The 21,960-nt window shown below is 48.8% G+C and carries 18 protein-coding genes; 10 read left to right on the top strand and 8 right to left on the bottom strand.

Features of this window, described 5'->3' with window-relative positions; genetic code table 11:
* The first annotated feature begins 77 nt into the window (after positions 1–77).
* From LK536_RS42745 to LK536_RS42765, 5 genes are all read left to right on the top strand, one after another.
* Positions 78–1,250, top strand: coding sequence for an AGE family epimerase/isomerase (locus LK536_RS42745; RefSeq protein WP_506092145.1), 1,173 nt, complete (start codon positions 78–80; stop codon positions 1,248–1,250).
* A complete protein-coding gene (locus tag LK536_RS42750) occupies positions 1,250–1,933 on the top strand; it encodes a VOC family protein (protein WP_506092146.1) in 684 nt (227 codons plus the stop codon). The genes LK536_RS42745 and LK536_RS42750 overlap by 1 nt, the downstream gene beginning before the upstream one ends.
* Positions 1,934–1,957: 24 nt before the next feature.
* Complete coding sequence (locus tag LK536_RS42755) at positions 1,958–2,743, top strand: RraA family protein (RefSeq protein ID WP_227794393.1); 786 nt, start codon at positions 1,958–1,960, stop codon at positions 2,741–2,743.
* Between the two features lie 172 nt (positions 2,744–2,915).
* Positions 2,916–4,007 (top strand): protein kinase family protein, encoded by a 1,092-nt coding sequence (locus tag LK536_RS42760; RefSeq protein ID WP_227794391.1) that lies wholly within the window; start codon positions 2,916–2,918, stop codon positions 4,005–4,007.
* A gap of 338 nt (positions 4,008–4,345) precedes the next feature.
* On the top strand, positions 4,346–6,082 hold the full coding sequence (locus LK536_RS42765; RefSeq protein WP_227794390.1) for a phospho-sugar mutase: 1,737 nt from the start codon (positions 4,346–4,348) through the stop codon (positions 6,080–6,082).
* A gap of 106 nt (positions 6,083–6,188) precedes the next feature.
* Here LK536_RS42765 and LK536_RS42770 read toward each other — a convergent pair whose 3' ends face one another.
* The 7 genes from LK536_RS42770 to LK536_RS42800 all read right to left on the bottom strand — a co-directional run bounded on the left by LK536_RS42770 (position 6,189) and on the right by LK536_RS42800 (position 14,422).
* Positions 6,189–7,037 (bottom strand): tyrosine-type recombinase/integrase, encoded by an 849-nt coding sequence (locus tag LK536_RS42770; protein ID WP_008726197.1) that lies wholly within the window; start codon positions 7,035–7,037, stop codon positions 6,189–6,191.
* 64 nt (positions 7,038–7,101) lie between these two features.
* Positions 7,102–7,962 carry a tyrosine-type recombinase/integrase gene (locus tag LK536_RS42775; RefSeq protein ID WP_040382721.1) on the bottom strand — a complete coding sequence of 287 codons (861 nt, stop codon included), beginning with the start codon at positions 7,960–7,962 and terminating at the stop codon, positions 7,102–7,104.
* A 244-nt stretch (positions 7,963–8,206) separates the two neighbouring features.
* Positions 8,207–9,169, bottom strand: a complete 963-nt coding sequence (locus tag LK536_RS42780) for a choline-binding protein (RefSeq protein WP_227794388.1) — start codon at positions 9,167–9,169, stop codon at positions 8,207–8,209.
* A 158-nt stretch (positions 9,170–9,327) separates the two neighbouring features.
* Positions 9,328–11,130: a hypothetical protein gene (locus LK536_RS42785; RefSeq protein ID WP_227794386.1), complete on the bottom strand. Its 1,803-nt coding sequence runs from the start codon at positions 11,128–11,130 to the stop codon at positions 9,328–9,330.
* A 219-nt stretch (positions 11,131–11,349) separates the two neighbouring features.
* Entirely contained in the window at positions 11,350–12,555 is a 1,206-nt protein-coding gene (locus LK536_RS42790) for a putative ABC transporter permease (RefSeq protein WP_025483974.1), read from the bottom strand.
* Between the two features lie 64 nt (positions 12,556–12,619).
* Complete coding sequence (locus LK536_RS42795; RefSeq protein WP_331471936.1) at positions 12,620–13,564, bottom strand: tyrosine-type recombinase/integrase; 945 nt, start codon at positions 13,562–13,564, stop codon at positions 12,620–12,622.
* Positions 13,565–13,585: 21 nt separating this feature from the next.
* Positions 13,586–14,422 (bottom strand): tyrosine-type recombinase/integrase, encoded by an 837-nt coding sequence (locus tag LK536_RS42800; protein WP_008726205.1) that lies wholly within the window; start codon positions 14,420–14,422, stop codon positions 13,586–13,588.
* An 88-nt stretch (positions 14,423–14,510) separates the two neighbouring features.
* Here LK536_RS42800 and LK536_RS42805 point away from each other — a divergent pair, with 88 nt between their 5' ends.
* The 4 genes from LK536_RS42805 to LK536_RS42820 all read left to right on the top strand — a co-directional run bounded on the left by LK536_RS42805 (position 14,511) and on the right by LK536_RS42820 (position 19,884).
* Complete coding sequence (locus LK536_RS42805; RefSeq protein WP_506092147.1) at positions 14,511–14,720, top strand: hypothetical protein; 210 nt, start codon at positions 14,511–14,513, stop codon at positions 14,718–14,720.
* Between the two features lie 317 nt (positions 14,721–15,037).
* Positions 15,038–16,069 (top strand): rod shape-determining protein, encoded by a 1,032-nt coding sequence (locus tag LK536_RS42810; protein WP_474911818.1) that lies wholly within the window; start codon positions 15,038–15,040, stop codon positions 16,067–16,069.
* 50 nt (positions 16,070–16,119) lie between these two features.
* Positions 16,120–18,477 carry an SF1B family DNA helicase RecD2 gene (recD2, locus tag LK536_RS42815; RefSeq protein WP_227794384.1) on the top strand — a complete coding sequence of 786 codons (2,358 nt, stop codon included), beginning with the start codon at positions 16,120–16,122 and terminating at the stop codon, positions 18,475–18,477.
* A 681-nt stretch (positions 18,478–19,158) separates the two neighbouring features.
* The gene (locus LK536_RS42820) at positions 19,159–19,884 is read left to right on the top strand and encodes a ComF family protein (protein ID WP_025483970.1); all 726 of its coding nucleotides are present in this window, start codon (positions 19,159–19,161) and stop codon (positions 19,882–19,884) included.
* A 47-nt stretch (positions 19,885–19,931) separates the two neighbouring features.
* Here LK536_RS42820 and LK536_RS42825 read toward each other — a convergent pair whose 3' ends face one another.
* The gene (locus LK536_RS42825) at positions 19,932–20,075 is read right to left on the bottom strand and encodes a hypothetical protein (protein ID WP_506092148.1); all 144 of its coding nucleotides are present in this window, start codon (positions 20,073–20,075) and stop codon (positions 19,932–19,934) included.
* A 96-nt stretch (positions 20,076–20,171) separates the two neighbouring features.
* Here LK536_RS42825 and LK536_RS42830 point away from each other — a divergent pair, with 96 nt between their 5' ends.
* On the top strand, positions 20,172–21,923 hold the full coding sequence (locus LK536_RS42830; protein WP_227794382.1) for a hypothetical protein: 1,752 nt from the start codon (positions 20,172–20,174) through the stop codon (positions 21,921–21,923).
* Positions 21,924–21,960: the final 37 nt, after the last annotated feature.

Below are 21,960 nucleotides of genomic sequence, written 5' to 3' on the forward strand. Positions count from 1 at the left end.
CTAATTCAATCAAAACACTTATGTCAAGGATGGAAAAGAACCTGAGGGAGTGTATCCTTCCATTTTGGTGCAATAATATGATGGATGAAAAAAATGGGGGCTTTTTCGGAAAGGTGGATGGGGATTTAAAGCCGGTTGAAGGATATCCTAAGGCCGTGGTCCTCAATACCAGGATGTTATGGGCATTTACCAGCGCATTTGACACATTTGGGGATGAATGTTATGAGAAATTGGCTAAAAGGGCATTTGAGTATCTGCGGGATTACTTCTGGGATAATACATATGGCGGTGTTTATTGGATGGTAAATGAGAAAGGAATTCCTCTGGAAATAGAGAAGAGGACGTATGGACAGGCCTTTATCGTATATTCCATGGCAGAATATTATCGTGTTTTCAAGGATGAAAACGCACTGGATATGGCAATGCGGACGTTCAAGCTTGTAAACAGCTGTGCAAGATATGAAAATGGCGGATATGCAGATTCTGTTTCCAGGGAATGGAAAAAGGATTTCTGGTTATGGCGCTGGGTCATGAATGCAGATGGGGCCCCAAAGCTGTTAAACTCCCATCTTCACATGATTGAGGCAACCATTACACTGTATCAGGCCACCGGGAATCCGTATGTCAGGGAAGTACTTAAGGAATTTCTGGAGTTTCTTCTGGATGTGGCGGTGGATAGGGATAACCACCATTTAAAAGCTGGAATGGATGAGGATGGAAACCGTATTGATGATGAAATCAACTATGGCCATGATTCAGAATGCTGTTATCTTCTTACATGGGCAGCAGATCTTTTAGGCGATGGATCTTTAATAAAAAAGGCCAGAAACACCGCTTTGGATATTATGGATCATGTATATCTGGAGGGTTTGGATCCCATTAATGGCGGTATGTATTCTGATATGGATTTAAGGACAGGTCATATAAATAAATCCAAGGTATGGTGGACACAGGCAGAGGGCATCACCTCTTTCTTCAATTGCTATGAGCTGACTAAAGACCAGAAGTATCTGAAAGCCGCCCTGGATATATGGGACTATGTGGAGGCTTATGTTGCGGACCATGAAAAAGGAGAATGGTTTGCCTTAGGAAGCAATAAGGTATTTGACAGCGAAATGGTTAAGGATATGGAAGCAATGAAAAACATGGTAGGGGATGAAAAAGCCAGCAAGGCAAAGTGCCCCTATCATAATACCAGGACCTGTCTTGAAATAATGAAGCGGGGAAAGCGGGTACTGGACAAAATATGATGGGGAAGCAGATGTCCGAAGATGGAAGCGGCTGGTGTATAGGCCTGTATGTTGATACCCCGGATGAGTTGTCGGCGTGGTTACAGAAATATCTTTTTTTCCAAAAGGCCAGGAACAGGGAGGATACACTTGAAAATGGGGACTGCCGGTTGAAGCTTCATAAGGGGAGGCGCAACATTACCGGAAGATATGGGTTCTGTCACATTGCACTGGCTGTAGGCGATGCAGCGGCAGCGGTTCAATATTGTGAATCAGAAGAACTCGTAATTGAATCGGATGGCAGGAAGCCGTTCCACAATCCAAATGTATGGGGAACTGGTACTGATTTTATAAATATCCGGGGAAACCAGGGGGTGCCATTGGAGTTATGCCAAAGACTGGATTGCAGTTGGAAGAATGTACCTAATATATACGGTCTGGAACATTTGGGGATATATGTGGATGACATGGAAAAGGCCTCTGCCTACTTTAAATCCAAAGGTTTTTCAGTGGTTTATCCAGAAGTTACTGTTTCTTCAGGAAACTCCCCAAGGGTTACCTGTTCCATGATGTACTGTGCCGGAATGATGTTGGAACTATTCACTGTGGAGGGCGAAGCCTGGGAGACCGGGATTCAATGTGATTGTATTGGTTACATTCATGATGGAAAAGGCAATTATATATACAATCAATCCACATATTAAAAAAATTGAAAGAGAGGTAATGCTATGCTTCCGGAAAAACGTCAATATAATATTGCCAGAGAGACCATACGGCATCTGGATATAACGGATTCGGAACGGATTGAGCGGTTCAGGAGGGCCGGGTATGGAGGAAATGTTTCCGACAGCCTGTGGGAACTGGGGGTATGTGATACTGTATTATCCCAAAGGTTTAAACCTCTGCGCCAGGGTATGGTGCTGGTAGGTAGGGCATTGCCGGTAAAATTACATACACTGGCCATCGATAACTCCTATACGCCGCCAGATGGGATTCAGGAATTTTATAAGGAATATCTTCAGGGAAAAGAGCATCCCCAGAAAATCATGATGCGCAAAGTGGCTTCCAGCCCGGCGGGGAGCGTGCTGTGTTTTGATTGCGGAGGAGATATGCAGCCTGCGCATTTTGGGGAGATGAGCTGTCAGCTGGCTTATTCCCATGGATGCAGGGGAATGCTTCTGGCAGGAAACTGCCGGGATACCCAATATGTTTTAAAAATGGAAGACTTTCCTATGTTTTCTTTTGGAACGGCGCCAAATGCTTTTGGAGGATGGATTGTAACAGAGGTTGATGTTCCGGCCATGCTGCCTGGCCATCTGACCCATTATGTCACCATATACCCAGGCGATTTTATTTTTGGGGACAATGATGGTGTACAGGTGATTCCTGGAGAGGTGGTGGATGAAGTCCTTTTACGGGTAGAGGAAATATATGAAAAGGAAAATTCCCAGAGACAGATGCTGGCAGATGGAATGCCTATTGATGAAGTATATGCGCAGTTTGGCGTATTGTAAATAAGCCCATGGTTTTAAGCTGGAAACTGCCTGCCGCACCTTTGCGTCAGGCAGTTTTCTTTCCGTCCACCTGTCATAATCCCCCCATTTTACACATACCCTAGAAGTAGCTGAAACGGCAGCTTCCCGTTTCGACTAAATGTGATGGGATCAGAGTGTGGAGGGGTTGTAGATGAACGAGAAGTACGTGGAAGCCTTAGAGCAATATGATATGGATATTTTATCAGTCAGGAAGGGCCGTGGTTCATGGATCTGTGAGACCAGGAACGGATGCAGGCTTTTAAAGGAATACCGTGGAACGGTCAAGCGTCTGGAATTCGAGGACGAGGTCTTAAGGATACTGGATACAAGAGGAAGCCTGCGGGCGGACCAGTACATCAGGAACCGGGAAGGCAGTCTTCTGACCGTGACCGGGGATGGGACCCGATACATATTTAAGGACTGGTTCATGGACCGGGAATGCAATATCAAGGACGGCTTTGAAATCCGCCAGGCATTGTCCCGTCTGGCCATGCTTCACAGTCAGTTAAGGGCAGTTGAGTTTAAAGAGGAATGGAGCATGGGCTCCAATCTTTGCGCGCCATTGGAAGAAGAATTAGAGCGCCATAACAAGGAAATGCAGCGTACCCGCAACTATATCCGGGGAAAACGCAAAAAGTCCGATTTTGAGCTGTGTGTCATTGGAAACTACAATATGTTTTACGAGCAGGCCCAGGAAGCCGTGCAGGGAATCAAAGGGCTGTGGTCGGAGGAAGATGATCCAGCCTTTGAATATGATGCCCTGGAAGCAGCGGAAATACGGGAAATCGCCGCCAAAAGACAGCAGCGCGGTCCCGGCGGCGCTGATGACCGCGCCGGAAAGCCCGTCTACCTGTGCCACGGCGACCTGGATCAGCACCATGTGCTGATGGGCAATGGCTATACCGCCATTATTGAATATAACCGGATGCATCTTGGCATCCAGGTATCGGACCTTTACCGTTTCATGCGTAAGGTCATGGAAAAGCATGGTTGGAATATGGACCTGGGGCTGTCCATGCTGGACTCCTATGAGCGGGTCCTTCCCATGGACCGCAGGGAGCGGACCTGCCTGTACTACCTGTTCCTTTATCCTGAAAAATACTGGAAACAGCTGAACTTTTATTTTAATGCCAACAAGGCCTGGATACCGGAGCGCAATATCGACAAGCTCCGCGGCCTGGAGGAACAGCAGCAGTTGAGGAACAGCTTCCTGAGGCGCCTGAGGGCGGACTGTGGCGTTTAGGAGCGGATTGCTGCGCTTAGGAGCGGGCTGCTGCGCTTAGGAGTGGATTGATGCGTTTAGAAGCGGATTGCTGCGTTTAGAAGCGGGCTGCTGCGTTTAGGAGTGGACGCTGCGTTTAAGAGCGGGCTGCGGCGTTCAAGAGTAGATTGCTGCATTTAAGGGCGGGCTGCGGCGTTTAAGAGCGGGCTGTTGCCTCCGGACAGACGCCTGTAGCGGCGCTGTGTGGCGAAAAATAATGATGGCTTGTACTTCCTTTTTCTGGTTGGGTATAGTATAATCTTAATCAGAATATGCAGGCAGATTATGCATAGAATATCACATTCAGGAGGGAGTACAGAATGAAAGATTACATGAAGATATACCAGGAATGGTTATCGAACCCTTATTTTGACGAGGCCACAAAAGCTGAGCTTCGCGCCATAGAAGGCGATGAGAATGAGATTAAAGAGCGTTTCTATATGGACCTGGAGTTCGGCACGGCCGGACTGCGCGGTGTAATCGGTGCCGGCATTAACCGCATGAATATTTATGTAGTAAGACGCGCCACACAGGGCCTTGCCAATTATATCATCAAACAGGGCGGGGCAGATAAGGGCGTTGCGATTGCGTATGACTCCCGCCATATGTCACCTGAATTTGCCATGGAAGCAGCCATGACCCTGGCAGCCAACGGAATCAAGGCATACAAGTTTGAGTCCCTGCGTCCCACCCCGGAGCTTTCCTTTGCAGTGCGTGAGCTGGGATGCATCGCAGGAATCAATATCACGGCAAGCCATAACCCTCCGGAATACAACGGCTACAAGGTATACTGGGAGGACGGCGCCCAGTTCACCCCGCCCCATGATAAGGGCGTTACCGATGAAGTACTTGCAATCGAGGATCTGTCCACGGTTAAGACCACGGACGAGGCATCTGCACTGGCAGCAGGCAAGTATGAAGTGATTGGAAGGGAAATTGATGACAGGTACATTGCCCAGGTCAAGGCCCAGGTTGTGAACCAGAAGGCCATTGACGAGATGCAGGACCAGATTACAATCGTTTACACGCCGCTTCACGGAACCGGCAACATCCCGGCCAGAAGGGTGATGGAAGAGATTGGCTTTACCCACGTATATGTGGTTCCGGAGCAGGAACTACCGGACGGCGATTTCCCAACCGTAAGCTATCCCAACCCCGAGGCTGCAGAAGCATTTGAGCTTGGCCTCAAGCTGGCAAAGGAAAAGGATGCGGACCTGGTACTGGCAACCGACCCGGATGCAGACCGTCTGGGCGTATATGTAAAGGACAGCGCTTCAGGGGATTACATCCCGCTGACAGGCAACATGTCCGGTTCCCTCCTGTGCGAGTACGTGCTCAGCCAGAAGCAGGAAGCTGGCAGGATTCCTGCCGATGGACAGGTCATTAAGTCCATTGTATCCACCAACCTGATTGACGCGGTTGCAAAGGAATACGGCTGTGAGCTGATTGAAGTACTCACCGGCTTTAAGTGGATTGGACAGCAGGTGCTTAAGAATGAGAAGACCGGACACGGAACCTATCTCTTTGGAATGGAAGAGAGCTATGGCTGTCTGATTGGCACCTATGCCCGCGATAAGGATGCGATTTCCGCAACAGCAGCCCTCTGTGAGGCAGCAGCATACTATAAGCAGAAAGGCATGACGCTGTGGGATGCCATGGTTGCCATGTATGACAAATACGGCTACTATAAGGATGCGGTCAAGTCCATCGGCTTATCCGGAATCGAAGGCCTGGCCAAGATCCAGTCCATCATGGAGACCCTGCGCAACAACACCCCGGCCCAGGTGGGCAGCTACAATGTGGTTTCCGCAAGGGACTACAAGCTGGATACCATCAAGGACATGGCTACCGGGGAGGTGAAGCCTACCGGACTTCCATCCTCCAACGTGCTCTACTATGACCTTAATGACGGCGCATGGATCTGCGTAAGGCCGTCCGGCACGGAGCCTAAGATTAAGTTCTATTATGGAATCAAGGGAAGTTCCATGGAAGACGCGGACGCCAAGGCGGAAAGCCTGGGAGCAGCCGTGATGGCCATGGTGGATAAGATGATGTAAGATAATATCATAATGGATATAAGGAGGGATGCCCGGCGGCGATGGCTGCAGGGCATTCCTTTTAAGCTATGGAATTTGAGCGGTTAAAGGCCTGCATGACGTTATTTTACCAGGTAACAATCCGGTCTATCATTTCCCTCTGTTCATCCGTTGACTTATTAAGATAAATACGTGTAGTCTCAATACTTTCGTGCCCCATAAGATCGGCCAGAAGGGTAATGTCATTAAAGTTTGCAAGGAAATTCTTGGCAAACCGATGCCGGAAGGCATGGGGATACACGGTATCTGCCGGTATTCCATAACGGCGGGCAAGTACCTTTAACTGGCTGCTTATACCTCTTGGTGTGATGAGCTGTCCGTGGGAAGTGATGAAGATAAAGCCGGAATCAATGCCCCTTTGATGGACCCAGTCAAGGGCTTCCAGGCAAAGGGTATCCGGAAGGTAAATCCTGCGGACCTTTCCTCCTTTTGAGTATAAGTCCATGTACCTCATATCCAGGTGTTCTGCCTTCATCTGGATTAATTCACTGACCCGGGCCCCGGTGCAGGCTAGGAACCGGACCACAAAATACCAGAACATGTTGCCATCGGATTTTAGGGAATCTTTGAAAACAACATAGTTTTCCTGTGAAATCACGTCATCCAGGAAAGAAACCTGTTGTGTCTGGACTGCCGGAAGGCGGAAGGACAGGACACTGTTGGCGTCTGCACTGTTGTCCTGGGACTGTACAAGACTGTCCAGATACCGGTTGATTCCGTATATCCGGTTATTAACAGTGGCCGCCTTATAATGATTCAGAAGATAATCTTTATACTGCATCAGGTTTGTCATGTTCAGTCCGTCAAACAGGGAGTAGTAGAGCCGGCATGAGGCCAGACAGCTTTTCACGGTATTGGGGGATGCCTCCTGCTTCTTTAAGTAATTTATAAAATTTAATTCTGCTTCTTCTGGCATTTGTCTTGATGCACACATAAAAATACAACTTTCTATATCTGGTATGGCATGAGCGGATTACGGATTACCAGTTCACTACCTGATTAAAAATCTGTGCCTGTTCGGTACTGGTCCTTCTCAGGTAGATTCGGGTGGATTCAATGCTGTCATGTCCAAGTAAATTGGAGAGAAAAGCGATATCCCCTCCGTTTTCAATGAAATTCTTCGCAAAACGGTGGCGGAAGGAATGGGGGTATACCACCCTGGGGTCCAGGTTATAGCGGCAGGCGTAAGTCTTTAACTGCGCCCGGATTCCCGAGATGGAGATACAGCATCCCAGATGGCTGAGGAACAGGGGACCGGAGTGCCTTCCCTCTGCCTCAAGCCAGTGTATGGCGTTTTTCTGCAGGGAGGATGGGATATAGATGCGTCTCATTTTGTTCCCCTTGGAATAAATATCCTTGTATCCCTGGTATACATCCCTGACCTCAAACATCACCAGTTCACTGACCCGGACACCTGTGGCCGTGATGAATCGTATGATGAAGTAAAAGGTGTACTGTCCGTCTTCCCAAAGCCTGCGTTTCAGGTATTCATAATCAGCCTGGCTGATGACGCGGTCCAGATAGCATTTCTGCTGGATGCGGATTGCCCGTATCTTGTAATCCCTGATTCCAAGGAATTTCAGGAAACAGTTCAAGGCCCGGATCCGTATATTGACGGTTTGGGGCTGGTAATGATCCATTAGGGAGACCTTGTAAAGACTGATGTTATCCGGCGACAGCTGGTCATAGCAGGAGTAGAAATGTTTCACCCCGTACATATAGGCGGTTATGGTATTGGAAGACATATTCTGACGTAGAAGATAGTTTTGAAATGCGTCTAAAGCCTCGATTAGCTCCTGATTTTCAGCGGCTGCATGGACGGAAATTTCTGACATTTGCATGCTGATACACGACCCTTCTGTATTTTATCGAATATAATAGCATAAATGTTTGACAAAATAAATATACAATTATTGAAAATCTGTCCATTTTGCCTAAAAAACATACCAACCTAAAGATTCCACCCCTTTACCGGGGCAGTAGTGGAAAATAGACAATATGGAGAAAACTGTCACCCTATAGGTAAAAATATAAGTGGTATGAGATGGGGTATATCAATACCCCCATACCACTTATAAAAATGTTTTACTGGTCAACTACACCTGGTCCCAGGTTTTTATTGTCCTGTGCTGTCCTGGTGGAGGGATTGCCGTCCCAGACTCCATTTGCATCAACATAGTACCCGTCTGGAGTTGTGGAATCCTTTTCCATATATGCAGCCATATCAAAGTAATACCACTTGCCATCCGCATCCTGAATCCAAGTAGCTGCTGCATAATAACCGTTCTTCATGATATAACGCCAACCTTTTTCATCCTGAACCCATCCGGGGAAGTAGCTGGTTTTCTCGCCTTGAGGGTTCACGTAAATTCCATCGGGAGTAATTGTATCGGCAAGCATATAGCCATTGGTATCCATGTAATAAGATTTTTCGTCTACCTTAATCCAGCTGTTTGACACAAATGCTCCATCCGGTGTCTGATATTTCCAATGGCTATCTTCCTGGGTCCAGCCCGCAGTCATAGTTCCTTCATAAGCCCCGGCATCAGATCCATCTACATTAATAAGATACTTGCGGACCTCTGGGGGGAGTGTTGAAGTGTCTGTACCATCAGGCAGATGAACCACATCCACATAGCGTTCATTCGTGTCCATATTCTTATTATTTGTCAATAGTGTAATCCGTGTTACCGGTTGGCTTCCTTCCGGCAGGAGCCCTTCATTGTCCGGAATTCCCCATATGCCATTCATATTTACTAAATCCGGTACGGTACCCCAAGGCCGCGGATATTTCATTGAATTAAAAGTATAAGCATAATCATACCCTCTGTTCAGGATCACATTGCTCTCTGCAATATTATTACCACCCACCAGAATGGCAAATGCCCTTCCATTTCCACAATCTACAGGACGCCACTCAAAAAGATAAGCGCCACAGTTCTCCATTGCTACCTCATTCGTAGAATTCGCGGCTAGGACAGGATAAGGGGATGAAACAGTTAATGCTGCTGTCAGGCACAGCATGGTAAAAATTGATTTCCTCTTCATTAATTTACATTCCTTTCCATCTTAGTTGACTTTTATAAATTAAGGAATATGTTAAGAAACTATAGTTAAAAAGAAAGCGCCATAGCCAACATATTGCTATATCAGCTATAACGCTTCCCCCTTAATTCATATCAAAACCTTTAGAGCAATACAATAGATTAGTCTTCAACATAAACTGCATTGATACTGTTAGTGCCATCGCTCTTCTTGGATGTTACATAATAGTAATCATTGCCGTCCTTATTCTTGCTCTTGCCATCAACAATCTTACCGGATGTATTTACAAGGATATATTCATATTTAATACCCTTGGAATCAGCGCCTTTGTAGGTGATGGAATATGCTTCAGATAAATCCTCTGCCTTCTTGGTATTGCCATTTCCGATATTTACGGAATCTTTTTCAGCCTTGCCATCTAATTCATCGGTCGCTTTCACACCAGCAGCACTCAGGAAATCCTTAGCATCATCCAGCTTGCGGTAGGTGATGCAATCCTTGCCATCTACTTTTTCAGTTTTCTTCTCAACAACAATGTACTTATCGTCAGAATCGGCTTTCAGCAGCATACCGGACTGATACAGTTTATCGTCCTTCTCGCCAGTGATACCAGCACCTTTAGTACCGCCCGACTTCTCAAAATAGAAATTGTGGTTCTCGCCATCAATTCCAACGGTTGTTTTATTTGTTCTCATGGAGCCGTCGTCATCACCGCCAAAGTAATAGCACTTATAGCCGCCTGGCTCATAGAAATCAACTGCATGCTCAAGGAAATCATCCTCGTTATCGAAATTAGGAGTATCATCATCAGCATAGACATCGAGATGTCCATTACCGTCATCCTTGATGAACTTCAAGCCGGTAAGCATGCGGCCATCATCGCGGAATGCATACTTCTTGCCCTTGATTGTCTTAAATTCGCCTGCGTACAGGTTGCCGCTTCCGTCTGCATAGTACCAGGAATCTTCATCGTCATTGTATTTATCTTCATTCAGATACTCAGCAGATACTACCTTGAACCAGCCCTTGCTTACGCGGGAACCGTCATCAACGCTGTTGAAGTATTTCCAAGCCTGGCTATACTTAGAATCAGCTGCTTTACCGCTCTTAACATCATTGGTAGAAGCAATAGTGGAACTGAAGGAAGCAAGGCCGCCATTACCTGGCAGATCATCTTCATCAATGGACCATTCTGCTACCATTGCACCATATTCGTCAAATGCATACTTCCTACCGTTGATAGTCTTATCTTTTGTACGGTCACCGTCCTCGGCATAAATTTTCTTACCATTAGACTTGAAATAGAACCAACGTGTCTGGTCTTCATCATCATTAAATGCCGCTGCAGTGTACTTGTAATCGTCATTGGTTGCTTCATCATATGTAATGTCAAGCTGTAACCAACCAACGGTCATTGCGCCGTCGTCTTCACCGCCAAAATAGTATACACCTTCTTTGAAGCCATCGCCATCTGCATCATCTACACGCTCCGCGCTGTCTTCATCGACCCAGCCGTACAGCATCTTGCCTTCGTCATCAAAAGCGTACTTTTTGCCATTAACTGTTTTTAAAGATACCTTATCATTGTCTCCATTGGTTAATGCTTTACCATTAGCCTGGAAGTAGTACCAATAATGGTCTGGCTCATTGTCTTCTCCGGCGTCTTCATTGTCAATGGCAACCCACTGATTGGATGCCATTATACCGTTAATGTCCACATAATAGTAGTTGTCACCGTCCTCAATCAGGGTATCGATGGCCATCTCGCCATCGCTGTCCAGGTAATACCAGTTATTACCGGATTTCTTCCACTGGTCGGTTGCGCGCTCGCCATCTCTGTTGTAGTATACCCAAGTACCGTCTTCCTCAGCCCATCCTGTAGCTGCGAAAGAAGTCATGGATGCACCAATAGCGAGCAGTGCTGCTGTTGATAATACAGCAACTAATTTTGTCTGCTTTCTCATAATTAATGCACTCTCCTTTTTCTTTTTGAAATACTTTTTGAAATTCCTAATTGCATTACGAGTTGATTATACTTCGGATAAGGAAAAGTATAGACACTCCCGCCCCCTCCCGGATGCACACGGGTCCTATGCTGAAAATGACAAAAAAACAGAACCGCACCGTTTTACCGATGCAGTTCCATCCTGTTTAAAATATATCTGTCCTATCCGGACACCCGTCTACTTTTTCCTGTCAGCAATCTCCCTCAGTTCCTTCAGGGCCTCTGCAAACCTGGAAGAAGATGCGGTGGGGTTGCCCTTCAGCATGCTGCGCCTGTAATATCCCATGCGGCTGGACAGGCTGCGCCGTTTTTCCGTAATGGCAGTAAGCCGCCCGGATAGAGCCGCCATCCGTTCGTGGCGTGCCACGGCAGTGGCGCGTCTGTGCATATCTGTATCCTGCCCATCCGTATCCTTAAGTCCATCCACATCCTTCAGTCCATCTGTATCCTTCAGTCCATCCATATCCTTCAGTCCATCCGCATCCTTCAGTCCATCCATCCCCCTCTGTCCAAGGGAGGCGCTGACACGTGCGGCCGCGTCCTCGGTCAGTTCAGCCAGCCGTTCCGCTGTCCGGGCCACCTTATCGGCGGTTCCCTCCACCAGCACGCCCACGCGCTCAGCAGTATCCTCCATCAAATCTCCCATGCGTTCCATGGTATTCTCCACAATCACATTCAGGCGTTCCGCCGCATCCTCTTTCAACGCGGATGTGCGGGAAGCTGCTTCTGACCTGACCTGTCCAAGCTTCTGGGACGCTTCCTCCCTGGCCTCCTCCATCCTCTGTGCTGTCTCGGCCTTTAAAAGCGCCATCTGCACCTGTATGTCGTCCAGCTCCGCACGCATGTTGGTCATGGCGTCCAGAACCTTGGCCAGGTCCAGGGCGGCCTTGACGGATTCAGCGGTATCGGCTGCAAACAGCAGTGACACCACAATCACGCATACCAGATTCACCATCAGCGGAAGTCCCAGGACATAACGTTCAATGGGCCGGTGGATTACCTCCGTAAGAAAGATGGTAAGGAATCCCCAGGCAATGGAAGAACTGAGGCAGATATAGCCTTTTACATTAAAACGCTGGTTACTGTAATCCCAGTATTTCATCTTAAACAGCTTCTCCATACCCCATCCCGTCACGTACTCCAGGATGGTGGCGGCAATCACGCCGGAAACATATACAAGGAACAGGTTATCCTTGACCGGCAGCGATACCCACAGCATCATCACCGCCCCTGTGCCGTAGAGCGGAAGCAGGGGCAGTCGGAGGAATCCCCTGTTTACAAACTGTCTTTTTTTAAGGGACACATAAGTAGACTCAAAAATCCACCCGAAGAAACAATATATAAAGAAGAAAGTAAGCCACTGGTACCATGAATATTCATACATATAAATTCATCCTCTGCTCTGTTTTATGACTCTAATCATACTGGGTTTTACCGGAAAATGCAATCTACCAGGTGACAATTTTATCAATCAGCACCCTTTGCTCGTCCGAAGAGCGTGTCAGGTAGATGCGGGTGGTTTCAATGCTTTCATGCCCCATAAGGTCGGCCAGAAGTGAGATATCATTGAATTTGGACAGGAAGTTCTTGGCAAAACGGTGCCGGAAGCTGTGGGGATAAACCGTATCAGGACTGATGCGGTAATGCCTGGCAAGGACCTTAAGCTGGCTGCTGATACCCCGCGGCGTAATCTGGTTCCCCTGCCGGTTGGTGAACACAAACCCGGACCGGATGCCGCGCAGGGCCAGCCAGGACAGCATTTCCCCGCAGAGCTTTTCCGGGAAATAAATGCGCCGCACCTTGCCTCCCTTGGAATACAGGTCCATGCAGCCAATCTGTATGTGCTCCGCCTTAATCTGCACCAGCTCGCTGACCCGGGCGCCCGTGGCCCCCAAAAACCGCACCACGAAATACCAGAACATGTTGCCATCCCGTTTCAGGCAGCGTTTCAGGCGCTCATAATCACGCTTGGAGATGATATTGTTGAGGAACGGCTTTTGCTGATGCTTTACCGAGGGCAGCTTATACGGGGAAAGCAGGGAAATGCTGCAGGGCGGTATGTCACACCCACACTCGCCGCCGTCCATCCCATCCCCGCCGTTTTCCCCTCCTTTTCCCGCTGCTTCCTGAAGCGCAGTCACATACTGGTTAATGCCGTAAATCCGGGTATTGACCGTATTCGGCTTATAATGCTCCATGAGCCACACCTTATAAGCCTGCAGATACTCCACCGTCACATCCTGGTACAGCGAGTGGTAATGGCGCACTGATGTCAGATAGGAATCAATGGTATTTTCAGCCGACCCGCGTTTCTGGAGGAAATCACGGAAATATTCTAAGTTTGCCTGGAAATCACAGGTATTATTCATTATTTGTCCTTCTATGGAATCCATGTCATTCACCCTCCTTTGCAATCACCAGTCAACCACCTTATTTATGATCCGGTACTGCTCGCTGCTGCTGCGCCGCAGGTATATCCTGGTGGTTTCGATGCTCTCATGCCCCAGAAGGTCGGAAAGCAGTGTGATGTCGCCGCATTTCTCAATGAAATTCTTGGCAAACCTGTGCCTGAAGCTGTGGGGATACATGACCTCCGGGTCCAGATGGTAGCGGGCCGCGAACACCTTGAACTGGGCCCTTATGCCGGATGGGGAAAGGGGTGAGCCGAACCGGTTCAGGAACAGGTGCCCGCTCCGGCGGCCGATATGCTGGAACCACTGCTTAAATTCAATGCCCAGCTGGGTAGGGACATAGATACGCCTCATCTTATTGCCCTTGGAATAAATATCCTTATGCCCCCTGTCAATGTCCTCGATTTGAAATGTGATCAGCTCGCTGACCCGCACCCCGGTCGTGGTAATCAGGCGCACGATGAAATAGTAGGTGAACTCCTCATTTTCAACCAGCTTCCGTTTCAGATATTCATAGTCGGCCTGGCTGATGATTTTGTCCAGATACGTCTTCTGCTGTATTTTAATCATGGTAATGGGCGTGATGGATGTCTGCCGGTATTCCATGAAACAATTGAGGGCCCGGATTCGAAGGTTCACGGTCTGGGGCTTATAATGTTCCAGGAGATATACCTTATAGAGCTGCAGGTTGCGTGGGGTGAGCTGTGGATAGAGATGGTAGAACTGTTCCACCGCATAGCGGTACACACAGATTGTATTCGGCGATTTGTTACGCGCGACCAGATACTTCTCAAACAGGTCCAGCGTATGGTTAGGCTGTAGTTTCGGTGTAGCTGTCATGTTGTAATCCTCCTCTTTAGTGGTTAAATTTTCCATTTTTAATACTAATTTATATCTTCGGAAAATGTAAGAGGTGGGGGGATGGGCCGTGGACAAAAAGAAAGCGGATATTACCTATTTGTGGCTATCTTGTGGCTATCATGATGGGGAACAGCAAAAAAGAACGCCTCCCTGTGTCTCCACAGCCAGCGTTCTTTTTTGTTTTTTCCGCATGGCCCAGGGCCTGCGTGGGAATGGTAGGTATATAAAAAAGAAAATGTTATTAGGGGGGCCGGACGAATTTCTTCGTCCGGTATGAGTATGAAAAAGCTTTGTGATTTCAAGTAATCACTTGAAACAAAGGCCTCGTCCACCTCTCGGTGAACTTGATATAATCATAAGCAATAATTGTGACAAAAATATGTCCGCAACATAAAAAAAACCTAAAGAAAATAAAAAAGAAAAAAACCCTTTGAAAACTTTACAATATTGTATATAATAGAAGCAATGCTATAAAAGCAAAACAGAACAAGCAGCCAGACTTTAGGAATAATTGAGCAGCCGTTCCGGGAAAACAGGTTCCATAAGCCTGCGCGCCGGTATGGATAGCGAGGAGGAATTATCTATATGTTTTCGATGATGTCCAATGATATTGGAATTGATTTAGGGACAGCCAGCATCCTTGTGTATATTAAGGGCAAGGGTGTTGTATTAAAAGAACCGTCCGTAGTGGCCATTGACCGTGACACTAACAAAATCATGGCAATCGGCGAAGAAGCACGTCTTATGATTGGACGTACCCCGGGCAACATCGTTGCCGTGCGTCCTCTGCGCCAGGGCGTTATTTCCGATTATACCATTACAGAAAAAATGTTAAAATACTTCATCAGCAAGGCAGTGGGCAAGAAGACGCTGCGCAAGCCAAGAATCAGTGTCTGCATCCCCAGCGGTGCCACTGAGGTTGAGAAAAAGGCAGTGGAGGATGCAACCTACCAGGCAGGCGCCCGTGAGGTTGCCATCATTGAGGAGCCGGTAGCGGCAGCCATCGGCGCAGGGATTGACATAGGCAAGGCCTGCGGCAACATGATAGTGGATATCGGAGGCGGTACAGCCGATATCGCGGTCATTTCCCTGGGAGGCCCGGTTGTGAGCACATCCATCAAGATTGCCGGGGATGACTTTGACGAGGCCCTGGTGCGCTACATGAGGAAAAAGCACAACCTTCTCATCGGTGAGCGCACGGCTGAGGAAATCAAGATTAACATCGGCGCCGCATACCGCAGGCCCGAAGTCCTTACCATGGAGGTAAGGGGACGCAACCTGGTAACCGGCCTTCCCAAGACCATCGTGGTTACCTCGGACGAGACACTGGAAGCCCTGCGTGAACCGGCCTTACAGATTGTAGACGCGGTGCACAACGTGCTGGAGCGCACCCCGCCTGAACTGGCAGCAGATATCTTTGACAGAGGCATTGTCATGACAGGAGGCGGTTCCCTGCTCAGCGGTCTGGATGCCCTGATTGAGGAAAAGACAGGCATCACCACCATGATTGCGGAAGATCCCTTGACGGCAGTGGCAATCGGAACAGGTAAGTTCATTGAATTTGCCCACGGAATGAATATGATGATGGAAGCATCCATGGGCGGAAGCAGCAGAGAAGACTATTAAGAATCAGAACCCGGACATGCATATCGTTCCGGGTTCTTTCGGTTAAAAATATGGCAACGATTACAGGATTCATAGAGCGGATTAAATTCCGCAACGAGGATAACGGATACACGGTCTTAAGCGTCACGGACCAGAATGACGGCGATGAAGTCATCATGGTGGGAACCCTGGCCTATGCGGCAGAAGGCGACATGATAGAAGCCAGCGGCCATATGACGGAACACCCTGTGTACGGCGAACAGCTCCAGATAGAGAGCTACGAAATGAAAACACCCCAGGACGAGCTGTCCATGGAACGGTATTTGGGCTCCGGTGCAATCAAAGGCATCGGGGCCGCTTTGGCTGCCAGGATCGTGCGCCACTTTAAGGCGGATACCTTCCGGGTGATGGAGGAAGAGCCGGAACGCTTATCAGAGGTCAAGGGCATCAGTGAAAAGATGGCCATGGCCATTGCGGAGCAGGTGGAGGACAAGAAAGACATGCGCCAGGCCATGATGTTCCTTCAGAACTATGGCATAACCATGAACCTGGCAGCCAAGATATACCAGCAGTACGGGCCAACCCTCTACGGAATCATCCGGGAAAATCCTTACCGCCTGGCCGATGACATCCCCGGCGTGGGATTCAAGATGGCTGACGAGATAGCGGAGCGGGTAGGCATTTTCACGGATTCCGACTACCGCATCAAGGCCGGAATCCTGTACACCCTTCTCCAGGCCACCTCAAACGGCCACACATACCTGCCCCAGGCAGAGCTGTTTGCCCAGGCATCCGAACTTCTGAAGGTGGATCCCTCAGCCATGGAAAAGCACCTGATGGACATGCAGATTGACCGCAGGGTGGTCGTAAAGCAGGCAGAACAGGGCCCGGTAATCTACTCCTCCCAGTATTACTATCTTGAACTGAACGCCGCCAGGATGCTTCACGACCTGAACATCAAAGGCGACACGCCTGAGGCGGAGATAAAAGAAAACCTCAGGAAGGTCCAGGAAATCCAGGCCCAGGAGAGCCAGGCCCGTCAGGCCCGAACCCAGGAAAACCAGACCCAGGCAGACCAGACCCAGCTAACCCAGGATAAGGAGCGTCAGACCCAGGATTCCATCTGCCTGGACAGCCTCCAGGAGAAAGCTGTCTACGAAGCTGTCAACAGCGGGCTTTTAGTCATCACAGGCGGCCCCGGCACCGGAAAGACGACCACCATCAACACCATTATCCGGTATTTTGAGATGGAGGGCATGGAAATACTCCTTGCAGCGCCGACCGGACGGGCAGCCAAGCGCATGACGGAGGCCACGGGCTATGAGGCCAGGACCATCCACCGCATGCTGGAACTGGTGCCATCAGGCCCGCCGGGCGGGGACAATGATAAATCAGGAATGGGCACCTCCGGCATGCATTTTGACCGGAATGAGGAAAATCCCCTGGATGCGGACGTAATCATCATCGATGAGATGTCAATGGTGGATATAAGCCTGATGCACTCCCTGCTGCGCGCCGTCAATGTGGGCACCCGTCTGATCCTGGTAGGCGATGTGGACCAGCTTCCAAGCGTGGGTCCGGGCAATGTGCTCCGGGACATCATAGATTCCGGCTGCTTCAATGTGGTCAAACTGACCAACATCTTCCGCCAGGCAGCCCAAAGCGACATTGTGGTCAATGCCCACAAAATCAATGCAGGGGAACGTGTGGACCTGGCAAAACGCAGCAATGACTTCCTGTTCATCCGGCGGGACAATCCGGACGCTGTCATAAGCGCCGCCATCACGCTGATTCAGCAGAAGCTGCCAGGCTATGTCCATGCCCAGCCATTTGACATACAGGTCATGACCCCCATGCGCAAGGGCGCCCTTGGGGTGGAACGGCTGAACCAGGTGCTCCAGAACTACCTGAATCCCCCGGATAAGTCAAAAAAGGAAAGGGAAGCAGGCGGAATCATTTACCGTGTTGGCGACAAGGTGATGCAGATAAAGAACAACTACCAGATGGAGTGGGAGGTCTGCAACAAATACGGCATCCCTACGGACCGCGGCGCCGGGATTTTTAACGGGGATGTGGGAATCATACGTGAGATTAACGAGTACGCGGAACTTCTCACCGTAGAGTTTGACGAGGGCAAGAAGATAGAATACAGCTTCAAGCAGCTGGAGGAGCTGGAACTGGCCTATGCCATCACCATCCACAAATCCCAGGGAAGCGAGTACCCGGCCGTCATCATTCCCATGTACAACGGTCCCAGGATGCTCATGACCCGCAACCTCATATACACGGCCGTGACCCGTGCCCGCGCCTGCGTATGCCTGGTGGGCCAGCCGGACGCCTTTTACACCATGGCGGGTAACTGCGTGGAACAGAAGCGGTACTCCGGGCTGAAGGTACGGATACGGGAGATTTATGAGATGGAAGGCTAGGATGAATGGCAAGATAAAGATTAACATAGTGAGATTGTCTATTTATGGTAGAAATTGCTGCCTGCATCCAGTAAAAACCATCCCGCACGATATGCCGCTACGCCAGGATGGGAAAAGTACTGGTTCATGGACTTATGGGACTGTTGGATGAAAGTAGGCAGGATAAGTGAATAATGGACAGGATAAGGTTTCCGGGACGATGAATCCCGGAAATCCTTTATTTGTGTTACTGTATTGCCAGGAGGAATCTCCTTCATTTTATTTTTGTCCAAGGTCTGCATCAAGTCAGGTTCAGTTATTTTATTAGCATTCCTTCTGTATCATCTGATTGGAAAATAAGATGTGCAAAGCTTTGGCAGGCATTTTTAAGTTTTAGAAGGCTTTATGGAGCTTTAGCAGGCATCACACGGTTTTAAAAGGTATTACAAAGCTTTAGCAGGATTTATAACTGCTTACAAAGCTGCTACAGCTTTATAAGCAGTTGATTTTACAAGAAATCTGTGTTAGTGTAATCAATATACCCCAGATGTCCCTTCTGACATTAAAATTCCACATCATAATTCTGGATTCCTATATCTATACCCACACACCTAAGACACCTAAGCCCACCGGGCTGTCAATGAAGTCAAACATATCCCATGAGAAGACAAAACAATCCATACAAAACGGAGAACCACGAAAATGAACCCAATCCAATCAATCACCAGCCATCTCTTAGACCTCCTGTTCCCGCGCCGGTGTCCTGTCTGCGCCCGGATTGTCATGCCCAGGGGCAATCTCATCTGCCCTGAATGTATGAAAAAACTGTCCTGGGTGCACAGGCCAACCTGCAAAAAATGCGGAAAGGAGGTACTAAGCGACACCATTGAGTACTGTTATGATTGTACAAAGCACAGAAGGAGCTTTGATTACGGCCTTTCCCTGGTTAATTATGATGACATTGCCAGTAAGTCCATGGCTCAGATAAAATACAACAACAAGCGCGAATACCTGGACTTTTACAGTGAAGCCATGTTCAGGGGATTGGGGAAGCGGATCCTGCGTATGAAGGCAGACGTCCTGGTACCTGTCCCGGTCCATCCGTCCCGTTTAAGGATAAGGGGATTCAATCAGGCAGAAGAACTGGCATGGCGGCTGTCTGAAAAGACAGGAATACCTGTAGACAGATCAATCCTGAAACGCAGCAAAAAGACTGCCCCGCAGAAATCATTAGACCCATCAGGCCGCCTGAAAAACCTGGAACAGGCATTTACAGCAGGACACATTCCCCCGAATATCCATTCCGTAATCCTGGTAGATGACATCTATACCACTGGAAGCACCATTGAAGCATGTACACGGGTGTTGAAAAAAGCCGGGATGGAACATGTGTATTTTGTCACGATTTTTATCGGACATGGGCAGTAATAAGTAAACATTAAAACCCTGCAATTCTAAAACGTAGTCTGAATCCGTCATCTAAATCCATCATCTAAATCCATCATCTGAATCCATGACCCGAATCCATCATCTGAATCCATCATCTGAATCCATCCCCTGAATCCATCCCCTGAATCCACCCCCCCTCCCGCCGCCCCGCTTCCGTGGCCGTGTTTCACGATTGGATTTCAATACAAAAACCGTAAGAAAGCATGCATTGACGCCCCATATTGCCCACAGTATAATAAAAGATACATATAGAAAGGACAATGCGTATGGTACAGAACAGAACCGAAGGGATTAAGAAAATGTCTCCGGTGCCAATGCCTGAAAATATCAAACAGGCGAAGCTGGTGTCAATGCTGCACAGAGGCAAGATCATACTTGCAGCTACAATACTTGCATCCATCTGCCTGTGGTTGCCGGGAAGCGGAAAACTGCCCGGAACATCTGTTTTTGCTCAGGAAACCGTGCAGCAGGAAACTGGAACACCGGAAACAGAAGAGAAAATAAATACCCCTGCTGAACTGAATGAATGGTATAGTCGCCAAACAGGGACAGATAATAAGATTGGTGTTATCTCCAAAGAACTGGTCATTACGGATGAAACCATATTGTTGGGAGCGCCCATAACTGATGGAGCCGGAGCTAACCGTTACTCAGACCAGACCGTAAAGACCGGAAACCGCAATACGGCCCGGAATCCAAACCATGGCCCGGTCCAAATCAAAATCCAGAGGGAAAAAGACGGGTCAGGCGGCATTATCAGGATTAGGGGCAATGGTTCCCTTATCATCAATGACCCCAATCTGCTCATTACCGGGCCGGACCGCCTGATTTCAGTGGAAGGCAATGGAAAACTGAATTTAAACCAGGGAAAAATAAAATTGGACAATACAAAACCGGATACCCCGGCCATTGTCTGCAGGAATAAGGAGCAGCAGATAAAAGTAAGCCCGGAATTCAATGAAGGCAGTCCGTTATATTTTGCCCCTCTTCCTGAGCCTGTTCCGCCGGATGAAACCGAGCCCCAGCCAGAACCGGAACCCCCGGGGCAGAATCCGGAAACATATCTCACGGAAGCCCTGCTCATGAACATCAATGCAGATGGAAGCGGAACCGCCAGGCTGCGGTTCCAGAACCTGCCCCCTGATATCACCGCCCTGTACATTTACCGCAGTGAAGACGGAAAGTCATGGACAAAGGAAAAGAACCGTGTGGAGACATCCGTTGCCCAAGGCGGCCAGGGCACGGCAGAATATGAGAATTTCCTGAAGGAGCCAGGCAATATCCTGAACCGCAGTATTGTGGAGGATGAATACCTGACCTACCGTTTCCAGTCAGATAACCGCTCATTTTATGTGAAGGCCAGAATAGAATGGCCGGACGGAGCCATCGACACCCCCAAGATAAGGGTGGCCATACCGGATTATACCGGACAGGGCCTGACCTTCTCCTACGGATGGGGTGGTTATGGGGGAAGCGGATACGGAAACAGCTATAATTCATACGGAAGCGGTAAAGGCATCTCCTATGGCAATTCCTCCGGCACAGGAGGCAGTGCGGAAGGGGAAACTGATGCACCGGAAGGCCCGATTCGGCGGGGAGGAGGCCGCAGCAGGAATCATTACACGCCATCCCTGCCGTCCCAGCCATCCCAGTCATCCCCAATAGCAACCAGACCCATTGCCACAGCCACGCCATCTAATGCCATGGCTGCCGGAAGCGGCATATCAGCAGGGGAAGCCGGTGAGGCCCAGGAAGATGATGGTGAAAATGCAATACCCGTCCAGGAACCGGAATTGATGGAAGAAAATGATATCCAAAATATGGAATCCGGCCTGCCCGGTGAGCCGGAGGAAAATCAAGGCCCGGACAAAAAGCTGCAATATACGGTAATGGCCGCAGCGGTAATCCTCCTCACAGGGGGGACGGTCTTCTGTCTTCGCCATAGAAGGGGAAACAGGATAGGACAAAAAGAGACAGGACAAAAGGATAGAGGACAAAAGAAGAAGCAGGATAAATAAAAGGAAAACCAAACAGGACAGGACAAAATACATCCGG

The organism is Clostridium pacaense (assembly GCF_020709765.2).
GTDB lineage: Bacteria > Bacillota > Clostridia > Lachnospirales > Lachnospiraceae > Enterocloster > Enterocloster hominis.